General features: G+C 61.7%; 15 protein-coding genes. 7 read left to right on the top strand and 8 right to left on the bottom strand.

What is annotated here, in order from left to right:
* Positions 1-3 precede the first annotated feature (3 nt).
* The 6 genes from AU074_RS28895 to AU074_RS28870 all read left to right on the top strand — a co-directional run bounded on the left by AU074_RS28895 (position 4) and on the right by AU074_RS28870 (position 6,795).
* Positions 4-765: an SDR family NAD(P)-dependent oxidoreductase gene (locus AU074_RS28895; RefSeq protein WP_076017593.1), complete on the top strand. Its 762-nt coding sequence runs from the start codon at positions 4-6 to the stop codon at positions 763-765.
* Between the two features lie 160 nt (positions 766-925).
* A complete protein-coding gene (locus tag AU074_RS28890; RefSeq protein ID WP_076017592.1) occupies positions 926-1,675 on the top strand; it encodes an SDR family NAD(P)-dependent oxidoreductase in 750 nt (249 codons plus the stop codon).
* 13 nt (positions 1,676-1,688) lie between these two features.
* A complete protein-coding gene (locus AU074_RS28885; RefSeq protein ID WP_076017591.1) occupies positions 1,689-1,991 on the top strand; it encodes a hypothetical protein in 303 nt (100 codons plus the stop codon).
* 119 nt (positions 1,992-2,110) lie between these two features.
* Positions 2,111-3,085 carry a GTP-binding protein gene (locus AU074_RS28880; protein ID WP_076017590.1) on the top strand — a complete coding sequence of 325 codons (975 nt, stop codon included), beginning with the start codon at positions 2,111-2,113 and terminating at the stop codon, positions 3,083-3,085.
* The gene (locus tag AU074_RS28875; protein WP_076017589.1) at positions 3,082-4,254 is read left to right on the top strand and encodes a PotD/PotF family extracellular solute-binding protein; all 1,173 of its coding nucleotides are present in this window, start codon (positions 3,082-3,084) and stop codon (positions 4,252-4,254) included. Before AU074_RS28880 ends, AU074_RS28875 begins: the two co-directional genes overlap by 4 nt.
* A 204-nt stretch (positions 4,255-4,458) precedes the next feature.
* A complete protein-coding gene (locus AU074_RS28870) occupies positions 4,459-6,795 on the top strand; it encodes a bifunctional diguanylate cyclase/phosphodiesterase (RefSeq protein ID WP_076017588.1) in 2,337 nt (778 codons plus the stop codon).
* Between the two features lie 58 nt (positions 6,796-6,853).
* Here AU074_RS28870 and AU074_RS28865 read toward each other — a convergent pair whose 3' ends face one another.
* The 6 genes from AU074_RS28865 to AU074_RS28840 all read right to left on the bottom strand — a co-directional run bounded on the left by AU074_RS28865 (position 6,854) and on the right by AU074_RS28840 (position 14,991).
* Positions 6,854-9,271: a glucose/quinate/shikimate family membrane-bound PQQ-dependent dehydrogenase gene (locus AU074_RS28865; RefSeq protein WP_076017587.1), complete on the bottom strand. Its 2,418-nt coding sequence runs from the start codon at positions 9,269-9,271 to the stop codon at positions 6,854-6,856.
* A 100-nt stretch (positions 9,272-9,371) separates the two neighbouring features.
* Positions 9,372-10,709 (bottom strand): carbohydrate porin, encoded by a 1,338-nt coding sequence (locus AU074_RS28860; RefSeq protein ID WP_076017586.1) that lies wholly within the window; start codon positions 10,707-10,709, stop codon positions 9,372-9,374.
* Positions 10,710-10,922: 213 nt separating this feature from the next.
* Positions 10,923-12,200, bottom strand: a complete 1,278-nt coding sequence (locus AU074_RS28855; RefSeq protein WP_076017585.1) for a type II toxin-antitoxin system HipA family toxin — start codon at positions 12,198-12,200, stop codon at positions 10,923-10,925.
* Positions 12,197-12,646, bottom strand: a complete 450-nt coding sequence (locus AU074_RS28850) for a helix-turn-helix domain-containing protein (protein ID WP_076017584.1) — start codon at positions 12,644-12,646, stop codon at positions 12,197-12,199. Before AU074_RS28850 ends, AU074_RS28855 begins: the two co-directional genes overlap by 4 nt.
* 138 nt (positions 12,647-12,784) lie before the next feature.
* The gene (locus tag AU074_RS28845; protein ID WP_076017583.1) at positions 12,785-14,035 is read right to left on the bottom strand and encodes an aspartate aminotransferase family protein; all 1,251 of its coding nucleotides are present in this window, start codon (positions 14,033-14,035) and stop codon (positions 12,785-12,787) included.
* Positions 14,036-14,124: 89 nt separating this feature from the next.
* On the bottom strand, positions 14,125-14,991 hold the full coding sequence (locus tag AU074_RS28840) for a LysR substrate-binding domain-containing protein (protein WP_218585910.1): 867 nt from the start codon (positions 14,989-14,991) through the stop codon (positions 14,125-14,127).
* A gap of 194 nt (positions 14,992-15,185) precedes the next feature.
* Here AU074_RS28840 and AU074_RS28835 point away from each other — a divergent pair, with 194 nt between their 5' ends.
* On the top strand, positions 15,186-16,214 hold the full coding sequence (locus AU074_RS28835) for an amino acid ABC transporter substrate-binding protein (RefSeq protein ID WP_076017582.1): 1,029 nt from the start codon (positions 15,186-15,188) through the stop codon (positions 16,212-16,214).
* A 4-nt stretch (positions 16,215-16,218) separates the two neighbouring features.
* Here AU074_RS28835 and AU074_RS28830 read toward each other — a convergent pair whose 3' ends face one another.
* Both AU074_RS28830 and AU074_RS28825 read right to left on the bottom strand, forming a co-directional pair.
* Positions 16,219-17,232, bottom strand: a complete 1,014-nt coding sequence (locus tag AU074_RS28830) for a sensor domain-containing diguanylate cyclase (protein WP_076017581.1) — start codon at positions 17,230-17,232, stop codon at positions 16,219-16,221.
* 161 nt (positions 17,233-17,393) lie between these two features.
* Complete coding sequence (locus AU074_RS28825) at positions 17,394-19,292, bottom strand: alkaline phosphatase D family protein (RefSeq protein WP_076017580.1); 1,899 nt, start codon at positions 19,290-19,292, stop codon at positions 17,394-17,396.
* Between the last annotated feature and the right edge of the window lie 51 nt (positions 19,293-19,343).

The raw sequence follows: 19,343 nt of genomic DNA, 5'->3' as shown, positions 1-19,343 counted from the left end.
TTGATGAGTCGTAAAGTTGCATTGATTACCGGTGCCGCCAGCGGCATCGGCCAGGCCCTCGCGGTGGCGTATGCCCGCAGTGGCGTGGCGGTGGTGGGTGGGTATTACCCGGCCGATCCCCATGACCCGCATCACACAGTTGCGCTGGTGGAAGAGGCCGGCGGTGAATGCCTGATGCTGCCATTGGACGTGGGCGATACCGCGTCGGTGGATAACCTGGCGGCGCAGGCGGTCCAGCACTTCGGTCGCCTCGATTACGCAGTGGCCAACGCCGGATTGCTGCGCCGTGCGCCACTGCTGGAGATGACTGACGAGTTGTGGAACGAGATGCTCAACGTCGATCTGACCGGGGTGATGCGCACCTTCCGCGCGGCGACCCGCCACATGAGTGAAGGCGGTGCGTTGGTGGCGATTTCGTCGATTGCCGGTGGCGTGTATGGCTGGCAGGAGCATGCGCACTATGCGGCCGCCAAGGCCGGCGTGCCGGGGTTGTGTCGGTCGCTGGCGGTGGAATTGGCGCCGTTGGGGATTCGTTGCAACGCGGTGATTCCGGGGTTGATCGAGACGCCCCAGTCGCTGGACGCGAAGAACTCCCTGGGGCCGGAAGGCCTGGCGAAAGCGGCGCGTGCAATCCCGCTGGGTCGGGTAGGGCGGGCGGATGAAGTCGCGTCTCTGGTGCGGTTTTTGACCAGTGAGGAATCGAGTTACCTCACCGGGCAGAGCATCGTGATTGATGGTGGCCTGACCGTGCGCTGGCCGGATTAACCCCGGTTTTAAGCCGGGCTCGCTCCAAATGTGGGAGCGGGCTTGCTCGCGAATGCGGTGGATCAGTTCCGCATGTATTGGCTGGCACTCCGCTTTCGCGAGCAAGCCCGCTCCCACATTTTTGACCGCGTTCGCCGTTTGATTATTTGAGGAGTTCACCATGCCCCAACTCTCTAACCGCCGCGCCGTGATCACCGGCGCCGGCAGCGGCATCGGTGCTGCCATCGCCCGTGCCTACGCCGTCGAAGGCGCACGCCTGTTGCTGGCCGACCGCGACGCCGCAACCCTCGCCGAAACTGCCATCACCTGCCGCAACCTCGGTGCCGAAGTCCTCGAGTGCGTGGCCGATATCGGTACTGTCGACGGCGCCCAGGCCAGCGTCGATGCCTGTGTCACCCACTACGGCGGCATCGATATCCTGGTCAACAACGCCGGCATGCTGACCCAGGCCCGGTGCGTCGACCTGACCATCGACATGTGGAACGACATGCTGCGCGTCGACCTCACCAGCGTGTTCGTCGCCAGCCAGCGCGCCTTGCCCCACATGATTGGCCAGCGCTGGGGCCGGATCATCAACATCGCCTCGCAACTGGGGATCAAGGGCGGTGCCGAGTTGACGCACTATGCAGCGGCGAAAGCTGGCGTGATCGGCTTCACCAAATCCCTCGCGCTGGAAGTGGCCAAGGACAACGTTCTGGTCAACGCCATTGCGCCCGGGCCGATTGAGACGCCGTTGGTAGGCGGCATCAGCGACACCTGGAAACGCGCCAAGGCTGCCGAGTTGCCCTTGGGTCGTTTCGGCCTGGCGGATGAAGTTGCGCCCACCGCGGTGCTGCTGGCCAGCGAGCCCGGCGGCAACCTGTTCGTCGGCCAGACCCTGGGCCCGAACTCCGGCGATGTCATGCCATGAGCGGGCACTAAGCATGTGCGGACTTTGCGGCCTGCTGGGCGAAGACCTGCACTGGAGCGATCCCTTGGGCGATGAGCTGCCCCGTCGCCGCGAACGCCTGCGCCGCATCGCGGCGATCAACCAGGTGCTGGCGGTGTTCCGGCTCAAGGTCGAAGACTTCCAGGGCGCGTCCTATCTACTGCTGGGCGCCACCGGCAAACAGGAACTGGCCAGCGGCCTGGATCAGCTATGGCGGGCGGCAGAGACCATGCTCGGTCGGCCGCTGGATCCTCTTGACCCCAAATTACTCGACCACTTGGAACAGGGTCTTCTGTAGGAGCGAGCTTGCTCGCGAAAAACGTCAACGATAACGCGCCGTCTCTGGTTGAACGCGGCGTTCTCAGGTTTTTCGCGAGCAAGCTCGCTCCTACAGGGGGCCAGCAACGAGGTAGAAAGATGAGCATCGCTCTAAATGTCATCACCGGTTTCCTCGGCAGCGGCAAGACCACCTTGCTCAAGCGCCTGCTGCAAGGCGAAAGCCTCGGCGACACAGCGTTGCTGATCAATGAATTCGGCGACGTCGGCATCGACCATTTGCTGGTGGAAGAAGTCGCGCCGGACACCGTGCTGCTGCCCAGCGGTTGCGTCTGCTGTTCGATTCGCGGCGAGTTGAAAGACGCCTTGCTCGGCCTGTTGCAGCGCCGTGAGCGCGGCGAGATTCCAGCCTTCAAACGGGTGATCCTGGAAACCACCGGCCTGGCGGATCCGGCGCCGATCCTCGCCACCTTGAATAACGACGTGCAGCTTCGCGGGCGCTTTCATATCGGCCTGGTCGTGACGTTGGTAGACGCCAGCCACGCCGTCTTGCAAGAACGCCTGCACCCCGAATGGCTGGCGCAAGTGGCCGCCGCCGATCGCCTGCTGTTGAGCAAGACCGACCTCGTCGAAGACTGCGGACCGTTGCGCGCGCACTTGCAGGCACTGAACGCCGGTACACCGATCCTCAATACCTGTGACGTCGACAGCGGTGAACAACTGCTGCTTGGCGAAGGCCTGCACAGCGCCGAACCTGCGGCCGAAGTCAGTCGCTGGAAACTCCATCAAACCACCGCCGCCAACCACGGCGCCGCGCAAGTCTGTTGCCTGACCTTCGACCAGCCGCTGGATTGGGTGGGGTTCGGGGTCTGGTTATCGATGCTGTTAAGATGCCACGGCGAACGTATTCTTCGCGTCAAAGGACTGCTCAACGTGAACGCAAGCTCGGCCCCCATCGTTATCCACGGCGTGCAGCATTGCCTGCATGCCCCGGTTCACCTGCCTGCCTGGCCGGGGACCGATCGGCAATCACGCCTGGTGTTTATTCTGCGCGGTCTCGACCCGGCGTTGCTGCGTCGTTCCTTTGAAGTGTTCTCCAGAAGGTTCGCCGCATGATCACGCTGCGCGTCCTCGGTACCTCGGTGACCTTGCTCGAATGCCTGCGTGTGCGAGCGGAAAAAGAGCTGGGCATTCGCCTGGTGTATCAGGTGCACGATGTCGAGCAGGCCCAGCGGATTGCGGTGATGCAGCCGGACAGCTACGACCTCTACGACCAGTGGTTTCACAACGTCGATTTCGTGTGGCCGGCCCGGGCGATCCAGCCGATCGACACCCGGCGCATCGCGCTGTGGCATGAGATCAACGACCTGCCCAAGCGCGGACGTTTGTCCGCCAACGACCGCCTCGGCAGCGGCAGTGTGCCCAGCGAGCGCCTGTTCGTGCAGCACGATGGCAGCCTCGGCAGCACCGTGACCGAACGCATCAGCATGTTGCCCCTGACCCACAACGCCGACAGTTTCGCCTACCGCCCCGAGCGCTTGCCCGAAGGGTTCAACCGCGCCAATGAGAGCTGGGGCTGGCTGCTCGACCCGGCCTGGGGCGCACGCACCGCGCTGCAGAGTGACGCCGCCATCGGCGCCCTCGACGCGGCACTGGCGGTGCAAGGCGCGGGGCTCGCGAGCTTCAAGGACATCGGCAACATGAGCATCGAAGAGATCGATGTGCTGGCGGATATCCTGGTACGCAAGCAGAAGGAAGGGCACTTCGCGGCGTTCTGGTCGGATGACGAAGAGGCGGCGCAACTGATGCTCAGCCCGAGCATCGACATCCAGAGTTTGTGGTCACCGACCCTGATGCGCCTGCACCGGGCCGGGGTCAAGTATCGCCTGGCGGTGCCCCGTGAAGGTTATCGCGCCTGGTTCGGCGGGTTGTCGTTGTCGCGCCATGCCAAGGGCCCGGTGCTGGATGCGGCCTATGCCTACCTCAACTGGTGGCTGTCCGGCTGGCCAGGTGCGGTAATGGCGCGCCAGGGTTATTACATCGGCAACCCGGCTCGTAGCCGTGATCACATGAGCAGCGCCGAGTGGGATTACTGGTACGCCGGCCAGCCCGCGCGGGAAGAGCTGCTGGGCAGCGATGGCTTACCGTTGATTGATGTGGGCGAAGTCCGCGACGGTGGCTCCTATGAGCAACGCATGGGGCATATCGCGGTGTGGAACTCGGTGATGGACGAGCACAACTACCTGGTGCGGCGCTGGGGCGATTTCATGCGGGCGCGGATGTAGGAATGGCGGTATGCCGCCAAATTAATGACGTGAAACTCCCGTATTTATTGGGTGCACATCTTCTCTTGCGCAGCTAGTCTGGATAGTTCGAATGTCCTTTTAAAAAAGGAAATTTATTTGACGCCAGTTCAGCTGTCGCGAGGGACGCGTATGACGAAGGGACGTTTCGACTGGAGGGGACAGGCGTTGCCAGAGGGCAACAAAATGCGGTGGCGCCATACGTTTCAAACCCGGATCGCCGGGGTGCTGGCGCTGCTGTTACTGGTGGTCGTGGCGGCGGTGTATTTCGCGGTGAAGACCGCGACCAATCACGCCGTCGAAAACCAGGCCCAAGTGCAATTGGAAACCGGCAGCCAGGTGTTCGAACGCCTGCTCGACCTGCGTGGCCGGCGTTTGCAATACGGCTTGAACTGGCTCACGGCAGACCTGCCCTTCCGCCAGTCTGTCGCCGAGGGTGAGCCCGCCGAGATTCTCGCCGCCCTGCGCCGGCATGGCACCGGCCTGACGTCCAGTGAAGTATTTGTGCTGGGCCTCGACGGCAAGGTGATGGTCAGCACGTTACAGGCGCTGACCCCGGGCCAGCCTTTTCCCTACAACGATGCCTTGCGCCAGGCCCGGCGCAGCGGCCTGCAAATGTTGATCGTAGCCCTGGATGGCCGGCCTTTTCTGCTGGTGCAACAGGACGTCGTCGACCTCACACCGATTGCCCGTGTCGCCATGGGCTTCCCCATGGACGAAATCTTCGCCAGTGAATTGCGCTCCATGAGCAACCTTGAGGTGTCGTTCCTCAGTGCGCAGCACGGCCAGCCCGGCGAACTGTTCAGCACTCAGCCCGAGGCACTGCAGGCATCAATTGCCGCTGACTTGCAGGCGCCGTACATCAATTCCAAGGCGCAACTGAACCTGTTTCACGGCCAGCGTTACCTCAGCCAGGTGTTGCCGCTGGGTAACACCGCAGACGGCGGTGAGGTGCGGGTGCTGCTGCAAAGCCCGCTGGACCACGCCCTTGAATCCTTCGCGCCGCTGGACCGGCAATTTCTCGCAATCGCCTTGGTGGTGCTGCTGGTGTCGCTGGCGGGCGCTTTGTTCCTGGCGCGTAGGGTTTCGCGCCCACTCAATGCGCTGGTGCAGGCCGCCGAACGCATCGGTGCCGGTGATTACCGTACGCCAGTGCGGGTGCGCAGCCATGATGAGTTCGGCCTGCTGGCCCAGGCTTTTAACGCCATGCAAACCGGGATCGCCGTGCGCGAACGGCAACTGGCCCACAACGCCCTGCACGATCCGCTCACCGGCCTGCCCAACCGGGCGCTGGCCATGGAGCGCCTGGGCAGTGCCATCAGCGCCGGCCGGCCCGTGGTGTTGCTGTACCTGGGGATTGAAAACTACCGGGTGATCAATGAAAGCTATGGGCCGGAAGGTGTGGAAGAAATGCTCCGCGAAGCCAGCCGCTGCCTGTTGTCGAGCCTCTCGGCCAGTGACACCGCCGCGCGCATCACCGGCAGCGAGTTTTTACTGCTGCTGGAAAACACCGAGATCGACCGTGTCGTGGCCTTGGCTGACCGCCTGTATGGGCTGCTGACCGAGCCCCAGCGCATCGGCGGCGATGAACTGCGCCACGAGGTGAGCATCGGCATCGCCGCGTACCCGGCCGACGGCCAGCAGGTTGAAGAGCTGATCAGCCGCGCCGCGCTTGCCCGCCACGATGCGGCCGCGTTACCGGGTTATTTACAGATCTACCAACAAGACCGCGACCTCGCCCACCAACGCCAGATCACGCTGATCCGCGACCTGCGCCGAGCGGCGGCGGAGGGCGAGTTGCACCTGTGTTATCAGCCCAAGCTCGACTTGCACCATGGCCATGTGCGCCAGGCCGAAGCGCTGTTGCGCTGGCAGCATCCGACCCTTGGGCTGGTATCGCCCGCCGAGTTCATTCCCCTGGCCGAGCGCACCGGCAGCATGGGTAGCCTTACCCACTGGGTGATCGAAGAAGCCATTCGGCAATTGGCCGAGTGGGAGGTGCGCGGGCTGCAAGTGCAGTTATCGGTGAACATCTCGGTGGATGACCTGGCCGATGACAGCCTGGCCCTGCGCGTTACCGAGCTGTTGGCGCGCTACCGCGTATCGGCCCGGCAACTGATTTTTGAAATCACCGAAAGCGCGATCATGCACAACCCGGCCCAGGCCCTCAGCGTGCTGGAGCAATTGCGCGGTTGTGGCATCAGCCTGTCGGTGGACGATTTCGGCACCGGCTACTCATCCCTGGCGCAACTGCAACGCTTGCCGGTACAGGAACTGAAGATCGACCAGTCGTTCGTGCGCAATCTCGACAGCACCTCCGGCGACGGCGTGATCGTGCGCTCGACCATCGAAATGAGCCACAACCTCGGGCTCAAAGTGGTGGCTGAAGGTGTGGAGTTCGAGCCCAGCCTCAAGCTGCTCAAACTCTGGAAGTGCGACACGGCCCAAGGCTATCTGATCAGCCGGCCACTGAACGCCATGGCGTTCGAAATGTGGATGCGCCGCGAACGTGTGCCGGTGTGAACACAAAAAAAGGCGGCTACCCATGAGGTAGCCGCCTTTGTCTTGCTGCCGCTGTTACTTAGTCCGGCAGTTTGAACGCCATCACATAGTCGCCCTGCTTGGTACCCAGGGAACCATGACCGCCGGCCATGACCAGCACGTACTGCTTGCCGTCCTTGCCGGTGTAGGTCATCGGTGTGGTTTGCGCGCCTGCTGGCAGGCGGCCTTCCCACAGTTGCTTGCCGTTTTTCACGTCATAGGCACGCAGGTACTGGTCAAGGGTACCGCTGAGGAAAGACACGCCACCGGCCGTGGTGAAGGTCCCGCCCAGGCTTGGTACGCCCATGGTCAGTGGAATCGGAACCGGCGAGCTGTCACGCACGGTGCCGTTCTTGTGCATCCAGATGGTCTGGTGGTTGGTCAGGTCGACCGCGGCCACATAACCCCATGCTGGCGCCTGGCACGGCAGGCCCAGTGGCGACAGCATGGCTTCGAGGATCACGCCGTACGGCGCGCCTTTGTTCGGCTGCACGCCTTCGGTTTCGCTGACCCGTGGGCCTTGCTTGGCGATGTCGGCGGCCGGGATCAGTTTCGATTTGAACGCCATGTAGCTCGGGTTCACGAAAGCAATCTGGCGAACCGGGTCGACGGAAATGCCACCCCAGTCGAACACGCCAAAGTTACCCGGGTAAACGATCGAGCCTTGCAGCGATGGCGGGGTGAACGGACCGTCGTAGCGCATGGATTTGAAATCAATCCGGCACAGCATCTGGTCGAACGGCGTCACGCCCCACATGTCACGCTCCTTGAGGGGCGGTGGCATGAAGTTCAGGTCCGATTTCGGTTGGGTCGGTGCGGTGTGATCGCCGGCCACTGCGCCTTGCGGTACAGGGATTTCATTGATCGGCACCACTGGCTGACCGTTGGTGCGGTCCAGGGTGTAGATGCTGCCTTGCTTGGTCGACGCCATTACCGCTTGCTTCACGCCATCAGCGGTCTTGATGTCGACCAGCGAAGGCTGGCCGCCCACGTCCATGTCCCACAGGTCATGGTGAGTGAACTGGAAGGTCCACTTCACGTGGCCGCTGTCGATGTCCAGGGCGGTCAGGCCGGCGCTGTACTTCTCGGAGTCCGGAGTCCGGTCGCCGCCGTACTGGTCGGGCATCTGGTTACCCATCGGCAGGTAGAGCATGCCGAGTTTTTCGTCCACCGCGAACATCGACCACATGTTTGGCGAATTGCGGGTGTAAGTCTTGCCCTCGGCCAACGGGGTGGTGTCGTCCGGGTTGCCGCTGTCCCAGTTCCACACCAGCTTGCCGGTGTGCACGTCGAACGCACGGATCACGCCGCTTGGCTCGTCGGTGGAGACGTTGTCGGTCACGTGACCGCCGATCACTACCAGGTTCTTGGTAACGGCCGGTGGCGAGGTGGAGTAGTAACCGCCCGGGGCGAAGGTGCCGATGTTGGCACGCAGGTCGACCTGGCCTTTGTCACCAAAGTCTTCGCACATCTTGCCGGTGTCGGCGTTCAGGGCGATCAGACGGGTGTCGGCGGTAGGTACGAAGATGCGTTTCGGGCAGGCATTCGGCGCGGCGGCCGGGCTGGCGCTGCCAGTCGGGCTCTGCTCGGAAGCGTAGACCGCGTCATCGTGATACGACACGCCACGGCAGGTCATGTGCGCCCAACCCTTGAAGTTGGCAGCACCCTCGCTGCTGATCTTCGGGTCGAAACGCCAGATTTCCTTGCCGGTGTCCGGGTCCAGGGCAATGACCTGGCTGTGTGGTGTACACACGTAGAGCATGCCGTTGACTTTCAGCGGGGTGTTTTCCGCGGTGGTTTCACCGGGATCGCCTGGGCCAGGAATATCGCCAGTGCGATACGTCCAGGCTGGCACCAGCTTGTGGGCGTTTTCCGGGGTGATCTGCGCCAGTGGCGAGTAACGGTCACCAAAGGCCGAGCGGCCATAGGAATTCCAGTCACCATCCGCCTGAGCTGGCGCGGCGCTGGCCATGCCTGGCACCGCATCGCGGTCCAGTTGGCCTTTTTTGACCATGGCACCCGGGTCGGTGAATTGGCTGGCCAAGGCAGCAGCACCGGCCAGCACGACGGCGACGCTCAGGGCGCCAGTGCCCAGCGGCGCGGCTTGGCCACGCAGCAATGGACGGCGGAACCACGGGAGCAGCATGACGATGCCGAGGGCGAACAGCAGCGCCAGGCGCGGCACCAGTTGCCACCAGTCCAGGCCGACTTCCCACAGCGCCCAGACGGTGCTGGCAAACAGCACCAGTGCGTACAAGCCCAGCGCCGCGCGGCGTGTTGCCAGCAGCAACAGACCGGTGACGGTGATGCCGAGACCGGCCAGCAGGTAATACAGCGACCCGCCGAGCATGCTCAGCTTGATCCCCCCGGCCAACAAGGCCAGGCCCATTATCAGCAGCAAGATCCCCAGTAGCCTGGGCAGCAGGCGACTTGGACTTGAAGCACCATCAGTGCTCATAGTGTGGTTCTCCGTTACGTTTTGAATTGATTGCGCACAGTTCACTGTAGATGACGTTCCGGCGCAGGCTTGGTTCAGGGCAAATTAGCTTTATTCAGAATCAGAACGAGCTTTGCAGCTTGATCCCGCCGATCAGCGCGTCATCCACCTGGGCCACGGCTCCGGGGTGACGGATGTATTGCAGGTTCGGGCGTACGGTCAGCCAGTGGGTGATGTGGATGCCGTAATAGAGTTCGGCGCTGTATTCGGTGTGTTGAATCGGCATATAGGCCGGGTCATCGAAGTCGTACACCGCACGGGCCTGGTTGCTCGCCTCGGCGTTCTTGCGATAGGCCGGGTTGACGTGCACCCGGGCCACGGCAAAGCCGATATCGTCCTTGGCGCGGGCGTCAAACGGGCCCTTGTAGACCACGCCGGCCTGCACGTAGTTATCCACAGCGTTGGTTTTCTTGTCGTGCATCGTGCCGTTGGCGAACACGCTCAAGCCTCGCGAATGGTCGCTAGCCAGGCTGGTGACTTGCTGTTGCACACCCAGCCACACCCCGTGTTTGCTGGAGGCGCTGCGATAGGCCTCGCCGCTGAGGGCTGCCGGCTGGTCGTTGCGGTCTTTATAGACGTCGCTGGCCTTGGCGCTGCTGTAGTAGTAACCGGCGCGGTATTCGCCGGGCAGGCCGTTGAGCGTGGGTGTCCACACCAGTTCCACCGGGAGCAGGGCGCCTTGTGTGCCGCTGCCACTGAGCTTGAAGCCATTGCCGCGATCCAGGTTGGACGGGTTCTGTTCATAGGCGCCGACCTGGGCGTACAGCTCGGGCGTCAGGTGATACTTGACCCGCAGCGCCCACTGGCTCACCGGCCAGTTGTACCAGATGCTGCCCACCCAGTTGCCGACCTGCGAGCCGCAGAACGCCAGGTTCTGGAAGTCGCAGGGGAAGCTGTTGAAGTCCTCGCCTTCGCCAAAACGGCCGGCCTTGATGTCGAGCTTCTGGTCGAAGAACTTCTGCTGGTACCACATCTGCGTCAGGCGCCAGGTCTGGCCACGGCCCCAGACTTCCTGGGAGGAAGTGAACCCGCCCACACGCGGATCGTTGACGCGGTCGTTGGTGATGTTGTTGCCGCTGCGCTCGGTCACCGTCAACTGGAACTCGGCGTCGTGCCAGCCGAGGATCTTCTGCAGATCCAGGTGCGTGCCCAGGCCGAACTGATCGCTGTAGCGCGCGGTGCGGTCGTGGTCTGAGCCGCCGTGCAGGTTGCTGCCCATCTCGCCGGTGTAGTCGAACTTGAAGTCGTAGCCTTTTTGAGACAGCGCTGTCCGAGCTCCGCCGAAATCACCCAGCATCCACGGTGATTCAGCGTCAAAGGCAGGAGCGGCTTGGGCACAGGTGGCCAGACCGAAAGGCAGCAGCGCAGCGCACAGGCGCAGGTTTGGGAAAGCAGGCATAGGCAAAATGGGGTCTTAATATTTTATGGTTTTGAAACGCCAACAGCGACCTGGCGCGTTCGCACAAAGGCGTTGAACACGGGCGGACGATGTTTTATGGAATGATGAAACGTTTCAGTTTGTTGCCGACAAGGATAAAGCCCCGACGCGGGGAGAGAAAGGGCTAAACGGAAGATGGATTCTTTCGGATTTGGTAATAGTGGCGTCGCTGGGTCATTGTGCGCCTTTGGACAACTTGAAGGCGGGGCTCATTTCGTCCTGCTCACGTCTTGAGATGCCCACTGCATTGGCCAGCGTTGGCCACTGATTCACAACGCCCCTGAAACGTTCGATAAGCGTGTCGGCCTCCGGGAGTGGCACCCTGAAGATCCCGGCGACTGATCGCACCAACTCCAGATCCATAGCGTTGTCATGTTCGCTGATATTGAGTTTCAGGCCATGACCGTAACGGTCGGGATTCATATCGTAGGCAGGAGAGAGCCGCCATCCCCGTCCCGGTTCCAGCAGGAAGCCGTGGTTACGCAAGTGATCATCGGTATTGGAAACCAACACGTTAAACAGAATTCGACACCACAGTTCGCGCAAGTCAGCTTGGGTATCGGCGCCTTGCGTGATCAACACCCGCGCAAGTTCCAGGTAGCTGACGCCAGTCGAGGCATCGTCACCATCGGTATGCCCGGTCAAGGTCATGGCGGAGGCGAAATGCAAACGTCGCCCCTGAGCAGACCGGTCAAAACGTTTAACCCTGAAGCAGTGATGCTCGCTGGCATAGCGTTCTGCATCCATGGGGGCGACGCGCAGACCGCAGCCCTCGGCGAGAGACCCAACGATGTATTCCCAGGCTCCCACATCGTGCTCATCGCGCAGGCTCGGAAACTTGGCAATCCAGAGATGCCCATCGGGGTCGACCACGCTGGCTTTAGGGCGTGCGCCACCCAGCGAGCCGCCGGGTGCGATCAACATCCGCAGCCAGTCGGTGCCTTCGACGGCGGTATTGTCGGTATCGTTTTCCAGGGCGCGGCTGGCTGCTTCCAGTTCCCGCAGTTTGATCAGTGGCGGCGCCGCCAGGCTGTCCTGATTGTCCAGAAAGGGGCCGTTCTCATCTTGCTTGAAACGCAACGCGCCGACGCGGAAGGTATCGTGTACACCCAACAGGAAGTCTGACTCCATAAGCCGAGTGTGGGGTGCAACTCTTGCCGTTCGTTTATCGCGTTCCAGCCGACGCTTCATCAGCATGCGCCCCCATCGGTCGGGGCTGGAGTCGGCAAATACACCGAAGGTATCGCGACCTTGCGGGGGGAACTGCGGGCCTTCGAACAAGCCTAGGCGCGGGTCAAGTTGAGTCAGGCCCAACTGCGGATCAGCCAGCGCCTCACGGTCGTATTCAAACTCAAACAACTCACTTGGACCGCCTTGGCGCGCATGCAGTACGCCAAGGCGACGGGCATGATCGAGCCCATCCCAGTCGGCATAAACGAGAATACGGGTCATGGCTTGGATGACTCGTCACTGGAACGGCTGACGGGGTTGACGATCAGGGCCGAAAGTTTCGAGGCCGTTTGTGCCTGGGGGGAGACTGGGGGCGCGATGCTGACAGAAGACGTGTGTGCAGCCTTCTTCACGCGAGGCTTGGTTGCCCCCTGCTTTTTGTTTGTAAGCGCGGCGTCTTGCAGATGGCGTCCTACTGTGTCGGTTTCAGCGATCGAGGCTACATCCTGTTCGAGCCCGAGCACTTGCAATACGGACAGGTAGGCGCCGATGGTCACTCCCGTAGAGCCTCGCTCCAATGCACGCAGGGTCATGAGTGACATACCGGCACGCTCCGCCACTTGTTTGGCGGTGAGCTTGCGACGCAAGCGCGCCAAGCGCAGGCGTTCGCCCAAGTCCGCCAGCAATTGCTGGGTCATAGGGAGTAGCGGAGCGGTTTTGTTGGCCATGGGTGCAATTATTCCGGCGCTTTCGAGAAGAATATGCAGGAATAATAGCACTATTGGTGAGCAATGGATCTGCAATTATTTTGGCTGTTTTGTAGTGTTACAGCTAAAATAATTGCAGTTTTGTTGTCGTGGGTTGACCTAAGCCAACTTCACCAAACACTCCTCAAGAATATCCAACCCTTCCTCCAGCACCGCTGCCTCAATCGTCAACGGCGCCAGCAGGCGGATAATGTGCCGTGATTTGCCGCTGGGCATCAGCAGCAAACCAGCGTCGCGGGCCAGGGCCAGCAGTTGGGTCAGTTGTTGTGGTGCCGGGCTGCCGTCGGCGTTGGCCAGTTCGATACCACGCATGGCGCCCACGCCGGTCAAGCGGCCGAGGTACGGCGAGAGCTTTTTCGAACGCCATGATTCATAGCGGCTGAGGATGGCTTCTTCCTGCTGCGTGCCCCAACTTTTCAGGTGTTCATCCGTCATTTCATCCAGGGTCGCCAACGCCGCCGCGCAGGCAATCGGGTTGCCGGAATAGGTGCCGCCCAGGCCGCCTTTGGGCAGGTTGTCGAGCAACGTTTTGCGACCCACTACTGCGCCGAGCGGCACACCGCCGGCGATGCTTTTGCCCAGCAGTATCAGGTCAGGCTCGATGCCCAAGCGTGAGAACGCAAAACGCTGGCCGGTACGGCCGAAGCCGGACTGGATTTCATCGGCAATCAGCAGGATGTTTTTCTCGTCGCAAAAGCGGCGCAGTGCCTGGGCGAATTCCACGTCCAGCGTCAGGAAGCCCCCTTCGCCCTGCACCGGTTCGATGATGAAACAGGCCACGTCGTCGACGTCGATTTCCACGCTGAACAGGCGGTCCATTGCCTTCAGCGCTTCGCCGCAGGTTACGCCGTTGTCGCGACTGGGGAATGGCAGGTGGAACACCGGCCCCGGCAGTACGCCGACTTTTTGTTTGTACGGCGCGACCTTGCCATTGAGGTTCAAGGTGGCCAGGGTGCGTCCGTGAAAGGCACCGTCAAAGGCAATGACAGCCGTGCGGCCCGTCGCGCCCCGGACAATTTTCAAGGCGTTTTCCGCCGCCTCCGCACCACTGTTGGTGAGCATGCCACTGACCGGATAATCCACCGGGATGAACGCGGTGAGGCGGTCCATCAGTTCGATGTAGGGCGCGTGAGGCGCGGCGTTGAAGGCGTAGTGGGTGAGCTTTGTCGCCTGCTCGCGGATCGCCTCGACCACGCGCGGGTGGCAATGGCCCAGGTTGAGTACGCCAATGCCACCGACGAAATCGATGTAGCGCTTGCCCGTGGTGTCCCAGACTTCGGCGTTCTTGCCATGGCTGAGGCTGATGGGGTGGACGATGGAAATCGACTGGCTGATGGTTTCGCGGCTCATGGATCCGGGACTCAAGAATAGGATGCGTCCTTTTATCTAAGCCGTGAGCCGCCTTGCCCCGCAAACGAAATAAAGTCGCCGGGTCATTATTAAAAGTCGGGATGTGCTGTGGTGTACTCCACCATCCAGCTCAAAAACGCCTGCACTTTTGGAATCCCCCCGGCATGTTCGGCATGGGCGATAAAGTGCGCGCCGGCGCTGGGCATCGCGTAATCCCAAGGGATCATCAGGCTGCCGTTCGCCAATTCCTCGGCCACCAGATACTGCGGCACTAACGCCACGCCGTACCCCGATTGCGCCGCGCGAATGCACATGTAGAACGTGTCGAAGCGCGGCCCGTGGTAGCTGTTTTGTGAATGCAGGCCTTGTTCCAGAAACCACTCGTGCCAGGCTTCGGGACGCGAGGTGCATTGCAGCAACGTGTGGCGGGACGAGGCGTCGCTGCCTGCGGCAACAAACCCGGGTGCGCACACCGGTACCACGGCTTCGCGAAACAACTCGATGCAGGTCGCTCCCGGCCACGATCCCTGGCCGAAGAAGAACGCGATGTCGGCCTTGGCCTGCAACACGTCGAACGGCTCCAGTTCGTTGCGCACGTCCAGGTGGATATTGGGATGGCGCGCGGCAAAATCCTTGAGTTTGGGCACCAGCCAGCGGTCACCGAAGGTTGGCTGGGTGGCGATGCGCAGCACTTCGGTTTCGCCGCCGTAGGTCAGGATGTAGCGGCTGGAAATATCCACCTGGTTGAGGATCTTGCGCACTTCCTCCAGGTACAGCGAGCCTGCCGGCGACAGGTACAAACGCTGGCGCACCCGCTGGAATAACGGGTGGCAGAGCATCTCTTCCAGCTGCGCCACTTGCTTGCTCACCGCACTCTGGGTCAGGTGCAGCTCTTCGGCGGCGCGGGTGAAGCTCAAGTGGCGGGCGGCTGCTTCGAAGCACTGCAGGGCAGTCATCGAAGGGGTCAAGCGTTTCGAAATCACGGGATCGCAGATCCTTTCAAATAGCCGAGTTCATTCCAAATCGGAAGGAGCCTTTGCCTAAACGTCGTTTGTGGCCAAGGTGTAAAGCCGTTGATACTGAACGGCAACACTATAAACGGCGCGGGTTTTTGGCGCCGAATAATAAAGACCGACAGGGAGCGCCTTGCATGAAGAATATGAAGTCCACGTTGGCGGCATTCACCGCCGCCGCAGTATTGGGGTTGGCCGGGAGCGCGCAGGCGGGGGCGACCCTGGATGCGATCCAGAAGAAGGGTTTTATCCAGTGTGGGGTCAGCGATGGTTTACCGGGTTTTGGCGTGCCGGACGCCAACGGCAAGATGACCGGCATCGATGTGGATGTGTGCCACGCCGTCGCCGCCGCGCTGTTTGGTGACGCGTCGAAAGTGAAGTTCAGCCAGTTGACCGCCAAGGAACGCTTCACCGCGTTGCAGTCTGGCGAGATCGACCTGATTTCCCGCAACACCACCTGGACCAGTTCCCGCGACGCCGGCATGGGCATGGTGTTCACCGGCGTGACCTACTACGACGGCATCGGCTTTCTGGTGAACACCAAGCTCGGTGTGAAGAGCGCCAAAGACCTGGACGGCGCGACCATCTGCATCCAGGCCGGCACCACCACCGAGCTGAACGTCTCGGACTACTTCCGCTCCAACGGCCTGAAGTACACGCCGATCACCTTCGACACCGCCGACGAAAGCGCCAAGGGCCTGGAGGCCGGCCGCTGCGACGTGCTGACCACCGACCAGTCGGGCCTGTACGCCCAGCGAATCAAGATGGCTCACCCGGATGAATTCGTGGTGTTACCGGAAGTCATTTCCAAGGAGCCGCTGGGCCCGTTGGTGCGCAAGGGCGACGACGAGTGGTTCAGCATCGTCAAGTGGACGTTGTTCGCCATGCTCAACGCCGAGGAAATGGGCATCACCTCGCAGAACGTCGAAGAGCAGGCCAAGTCCACCAAGAACCCGGACGTCGCCCGTCTGCTGGGCGCAGACGGTGACTACGGCAAGGACTTGAAACTGCGCAAGGACTGGGTGGTGCAGATCGTCAAGCAAGTGGGCAACTACAGCGAAGTGTTCGAGCGCAACATCGGCCAGGGCAGTGTGCTGAAGATCAAGCGTGGCCTGAATGCGCTGTGGAGCAACGGCGGCATCCAGTACGCGCCGCCGGTTCGCTGAAGGTTTACTCAGACACGGTGTCCTTGCCCGCCGCCTTGGAGCGATACAACGCCTGATCGGCCCTGGCCATCAGGCTTGTGGGTGATTCTTCGTTGCGCCGCTCCACCACGCCCAGGCTCAGCGTTACTTTGAAATTGCCCACGGCGGGCAGCTCCTTGAGCACACAGCGCATCCGCTCGGCCAGTTCCCGCGCGGTTTCCAACGTGCTTTTGGGCACAATCACCATGAACTCATCACCGCCCCAGCGGGCCAGCAAGTCGCCGTGGCGCAAGCAGGCTTCCAGGCATTGCACCACATGCACCAGGGTTTCATCACCGACGGCGTGGCCGTGCTGGTCGTTGATCGGCTTAAAGTCATCAACGTCCATGGCAATCAGCGACAGCGGCAGGCGAAATCGTTGGGCGCGATCGCATTCTTCCAGCAGGGCACGCTCCAGGCGGTAACGATTGGCCACGTGGGTCAACGCGTCGCGTTCGGCCAGGGAGCGATTCTCATCCAGTTGCAATTGCAGTTGTTGATTGACCCGCGACAGCTCGCGGGTGCGTTCGGCCACCAGGGCTTCGAGGGATTGATTGCGCCGTTCCAACTGTTCGATGGACTGTTTGCGTGCCTGGATGCTGCGGTGGGCGCCGACCATGCGTGCTACCGAGCCGTCGTCGTTCCGTGAGATCACGTAGCCACGGTCTTCGATCCACAAGTAGGAGCCGTCTTTCTTGCGGCAGCGGTATTCGGCTTGATAGTGAGTGGTGCGGCGGTTGATGTAGTTATCGAACAGCACCATCACCTGAGGGTAGTCCTCGGGATGAATCACGTTTTCCCAGGTGAATACGCTGTTTTCCAGGGAGTGATGGGCGTACCCGAGCATTTCGTACCAGCCGGGGTTGCGGTAGACGAACCCGCTGTTGGCGTTCCAGTCCCAGATCCCATCGCTGACCAGCTCCATGATGGCGTGCAGCATGTCGGCGTTGAGGTCGGTAAAGTCGCTCCTTGAGGGTTCTTGGCCGGATGTATCGTCCATTGCGCACTCCTTGCGTGGGGCTGGCTCTCATGGCCAGTTACTGTTGACGCCGATACTCCGTGGCTGACGGTACTGTACAACGGCGCTTTGGCGCTTAGAAAGGGGTGCTTTGGTCTAGTCGAGGGTGTGGCTCAAGGCCACTACTTGTTAGGAGGCAGCCTTTAATTTGGCGGCACCATCCTCGTCTTCGGCGCACCATTGGCATTGTGTTGATAGATCGCCTCAGGCTGCCCTTGCTGGTTAAAAAACACCTGCCCGATCCCTGCAGAGTTCCACAGCCGCTCACCCGCCTCGGCGTGTTCCGGAATATGCGGCACTACCTGCATGGGTCTGCGTCGTGTCAGCCAGTTCAACGGCGAGCTGGGCGAGTAGAGCCAGCGATTGAGGCGGTCGAACCATTCCAGCAGACGCGGTGGGAATTCGTTCTTGATGCCGCTGCTGGTGATCTGCCAGATCTTCGGGCCGGCGTTGCGGTGGCGGATCAGCACTTCGTAGACGAACGAGTAGTGCACGTCTCCGGACAGGATCACGTAATTGCCCGGGGTGCGGGAATGGCGAAAGATGTTGAGGATCACCTGCGCCGCGCCGCGATGGGCCATCCAGTTTTCCGCGTCTACCAGCAGCGGGTAGCCGCACCAGCTGAAGGCTTTCTGCACGGTCTCAATCAGCTTGACGCCGAAGATCGGCGCCGGTGACACGATGATCGCCGAAGGGTGGTCCAGCAGTTCCTGTTGCAGTTCGCTCAAGGCTTCCCAGTCCAGCAGGCCGGACGGTTGCTTGAGGTTGAACTCACTGCGCCAGCGTCGGGTGCGGGTGTCGAGTACTACCAGCGCGGGCGTGGTGGGCAGCACGTAATGCCATTGCTGGAATTTCAGCAGTTCGTCTACCAGCTCATCCTGCGCATCAGCATCCAGGTAGTTGCCATGGGTTTGCGTGGTCAGGGCCAGGGTTTTGCCTATTACTGTGTGAAACACATCCGGGTTATTGCCCCAGCCCTGGCACAGCATGTAAGCCAGCAGCGCGTTGCCGATGATGCGCTTGGAGAACGGATGGCCGTAGGCCGTTTCTTCCCATTGGGCGCTGAGGTTCCAGTCGTCGGTGATGTCATGATCATCGAAGATCATCAGGCACGAAAGGTGGGCCATAACCCTGGCCACGCCACCCAGGCCGTCCCGAAACTTGTCGATCTGCACTTGCTCGTGGGCGTAGCGTACGTGCCCTTCGGCGCGCAGTTGCGGCGCTTGCGGGTTGATCAGGCCCCATGACACGGGTGACCAGGCGAGCAAGTACATCGCCATGACTTCGGCGAAGGTTACAAGGTGGTTGTCGGCGCTGCTGCTGGTGAAAATCGGCTTCTTCACGCCACCAAAAAACCGCTCGCGCAGGGTCTCGTTGCTCTCCAGGGCGGGCAACAGATCGGCTCGATGGTAGTAGCTGGCGGCATGCTCATAGAGTGCAGCGCTGTTGTCGACGACGGCACCGTCGAGGTGTTCGTCGAACAGGCCGAGGCGTGTGATCAGCGCATGAATGGCGCGCAACATTGGCCCGGCGACATCGTCGGCATAGACCTGGTCGCCGCTCATCATCAACAAGGCTGGGCGTTCTTCGACCGTGGTCGACTCGGCCAGCAGTCGGTCAACACACAGCAAACCTTCTTCGGCACGGTGGTGGGGCTTACGGCATGAGCCGTGTACCAATTGGTGGATGCGGCTGTGCAGGACGAAGTTCGGGGTTTGGGCGCCCGGGTAGAGCAGGTGCGGTGCCCACTCGGCGATGCCGGCTCCGTTTACCAGCAGGTCGTAGCCGATGCTCACGTCCTGGGGCAGGGCGTCGGCCAGCGGCACGTCGATCAAGTGGATAAAGGCCTGGCGCCCGACAGGCACGACCTGGCAACGGCTGGCGTCCAGTTCGATATCCAGCCTCTCGCCTTGGGCGGGTTGCAGCCTCAGGGTCAATGCCAGGGCACGACTTCCCACCAGCCACATCAGCAGGCGCCGGGGCTCCAGGCGTCGCAGCAACGGGCCGGCGAGTACAGCAGGAAGTGTGTCGGGGTGAGGCATCAAGGCAGCGGCTCAGGGCAAGGTTAAAGCGCGAAGGGTAGCGCAGTGGAT

This window comes from Pseudomonas sp. ATCC PTA-122608, from assembly GCF_001952855.1.
Taxonomy (GTDB): Bacteria; Pseudomonadota; Gammaproteobacteria; order Pseudomonadales; family Pseudomonadaceae; genus Aquipseudomonas.
The sequence above is the reverse complement of the archived record's forward strand: the minus strand, read 5'-3'. Positions and strand labels throughout refer to the sequence as shown.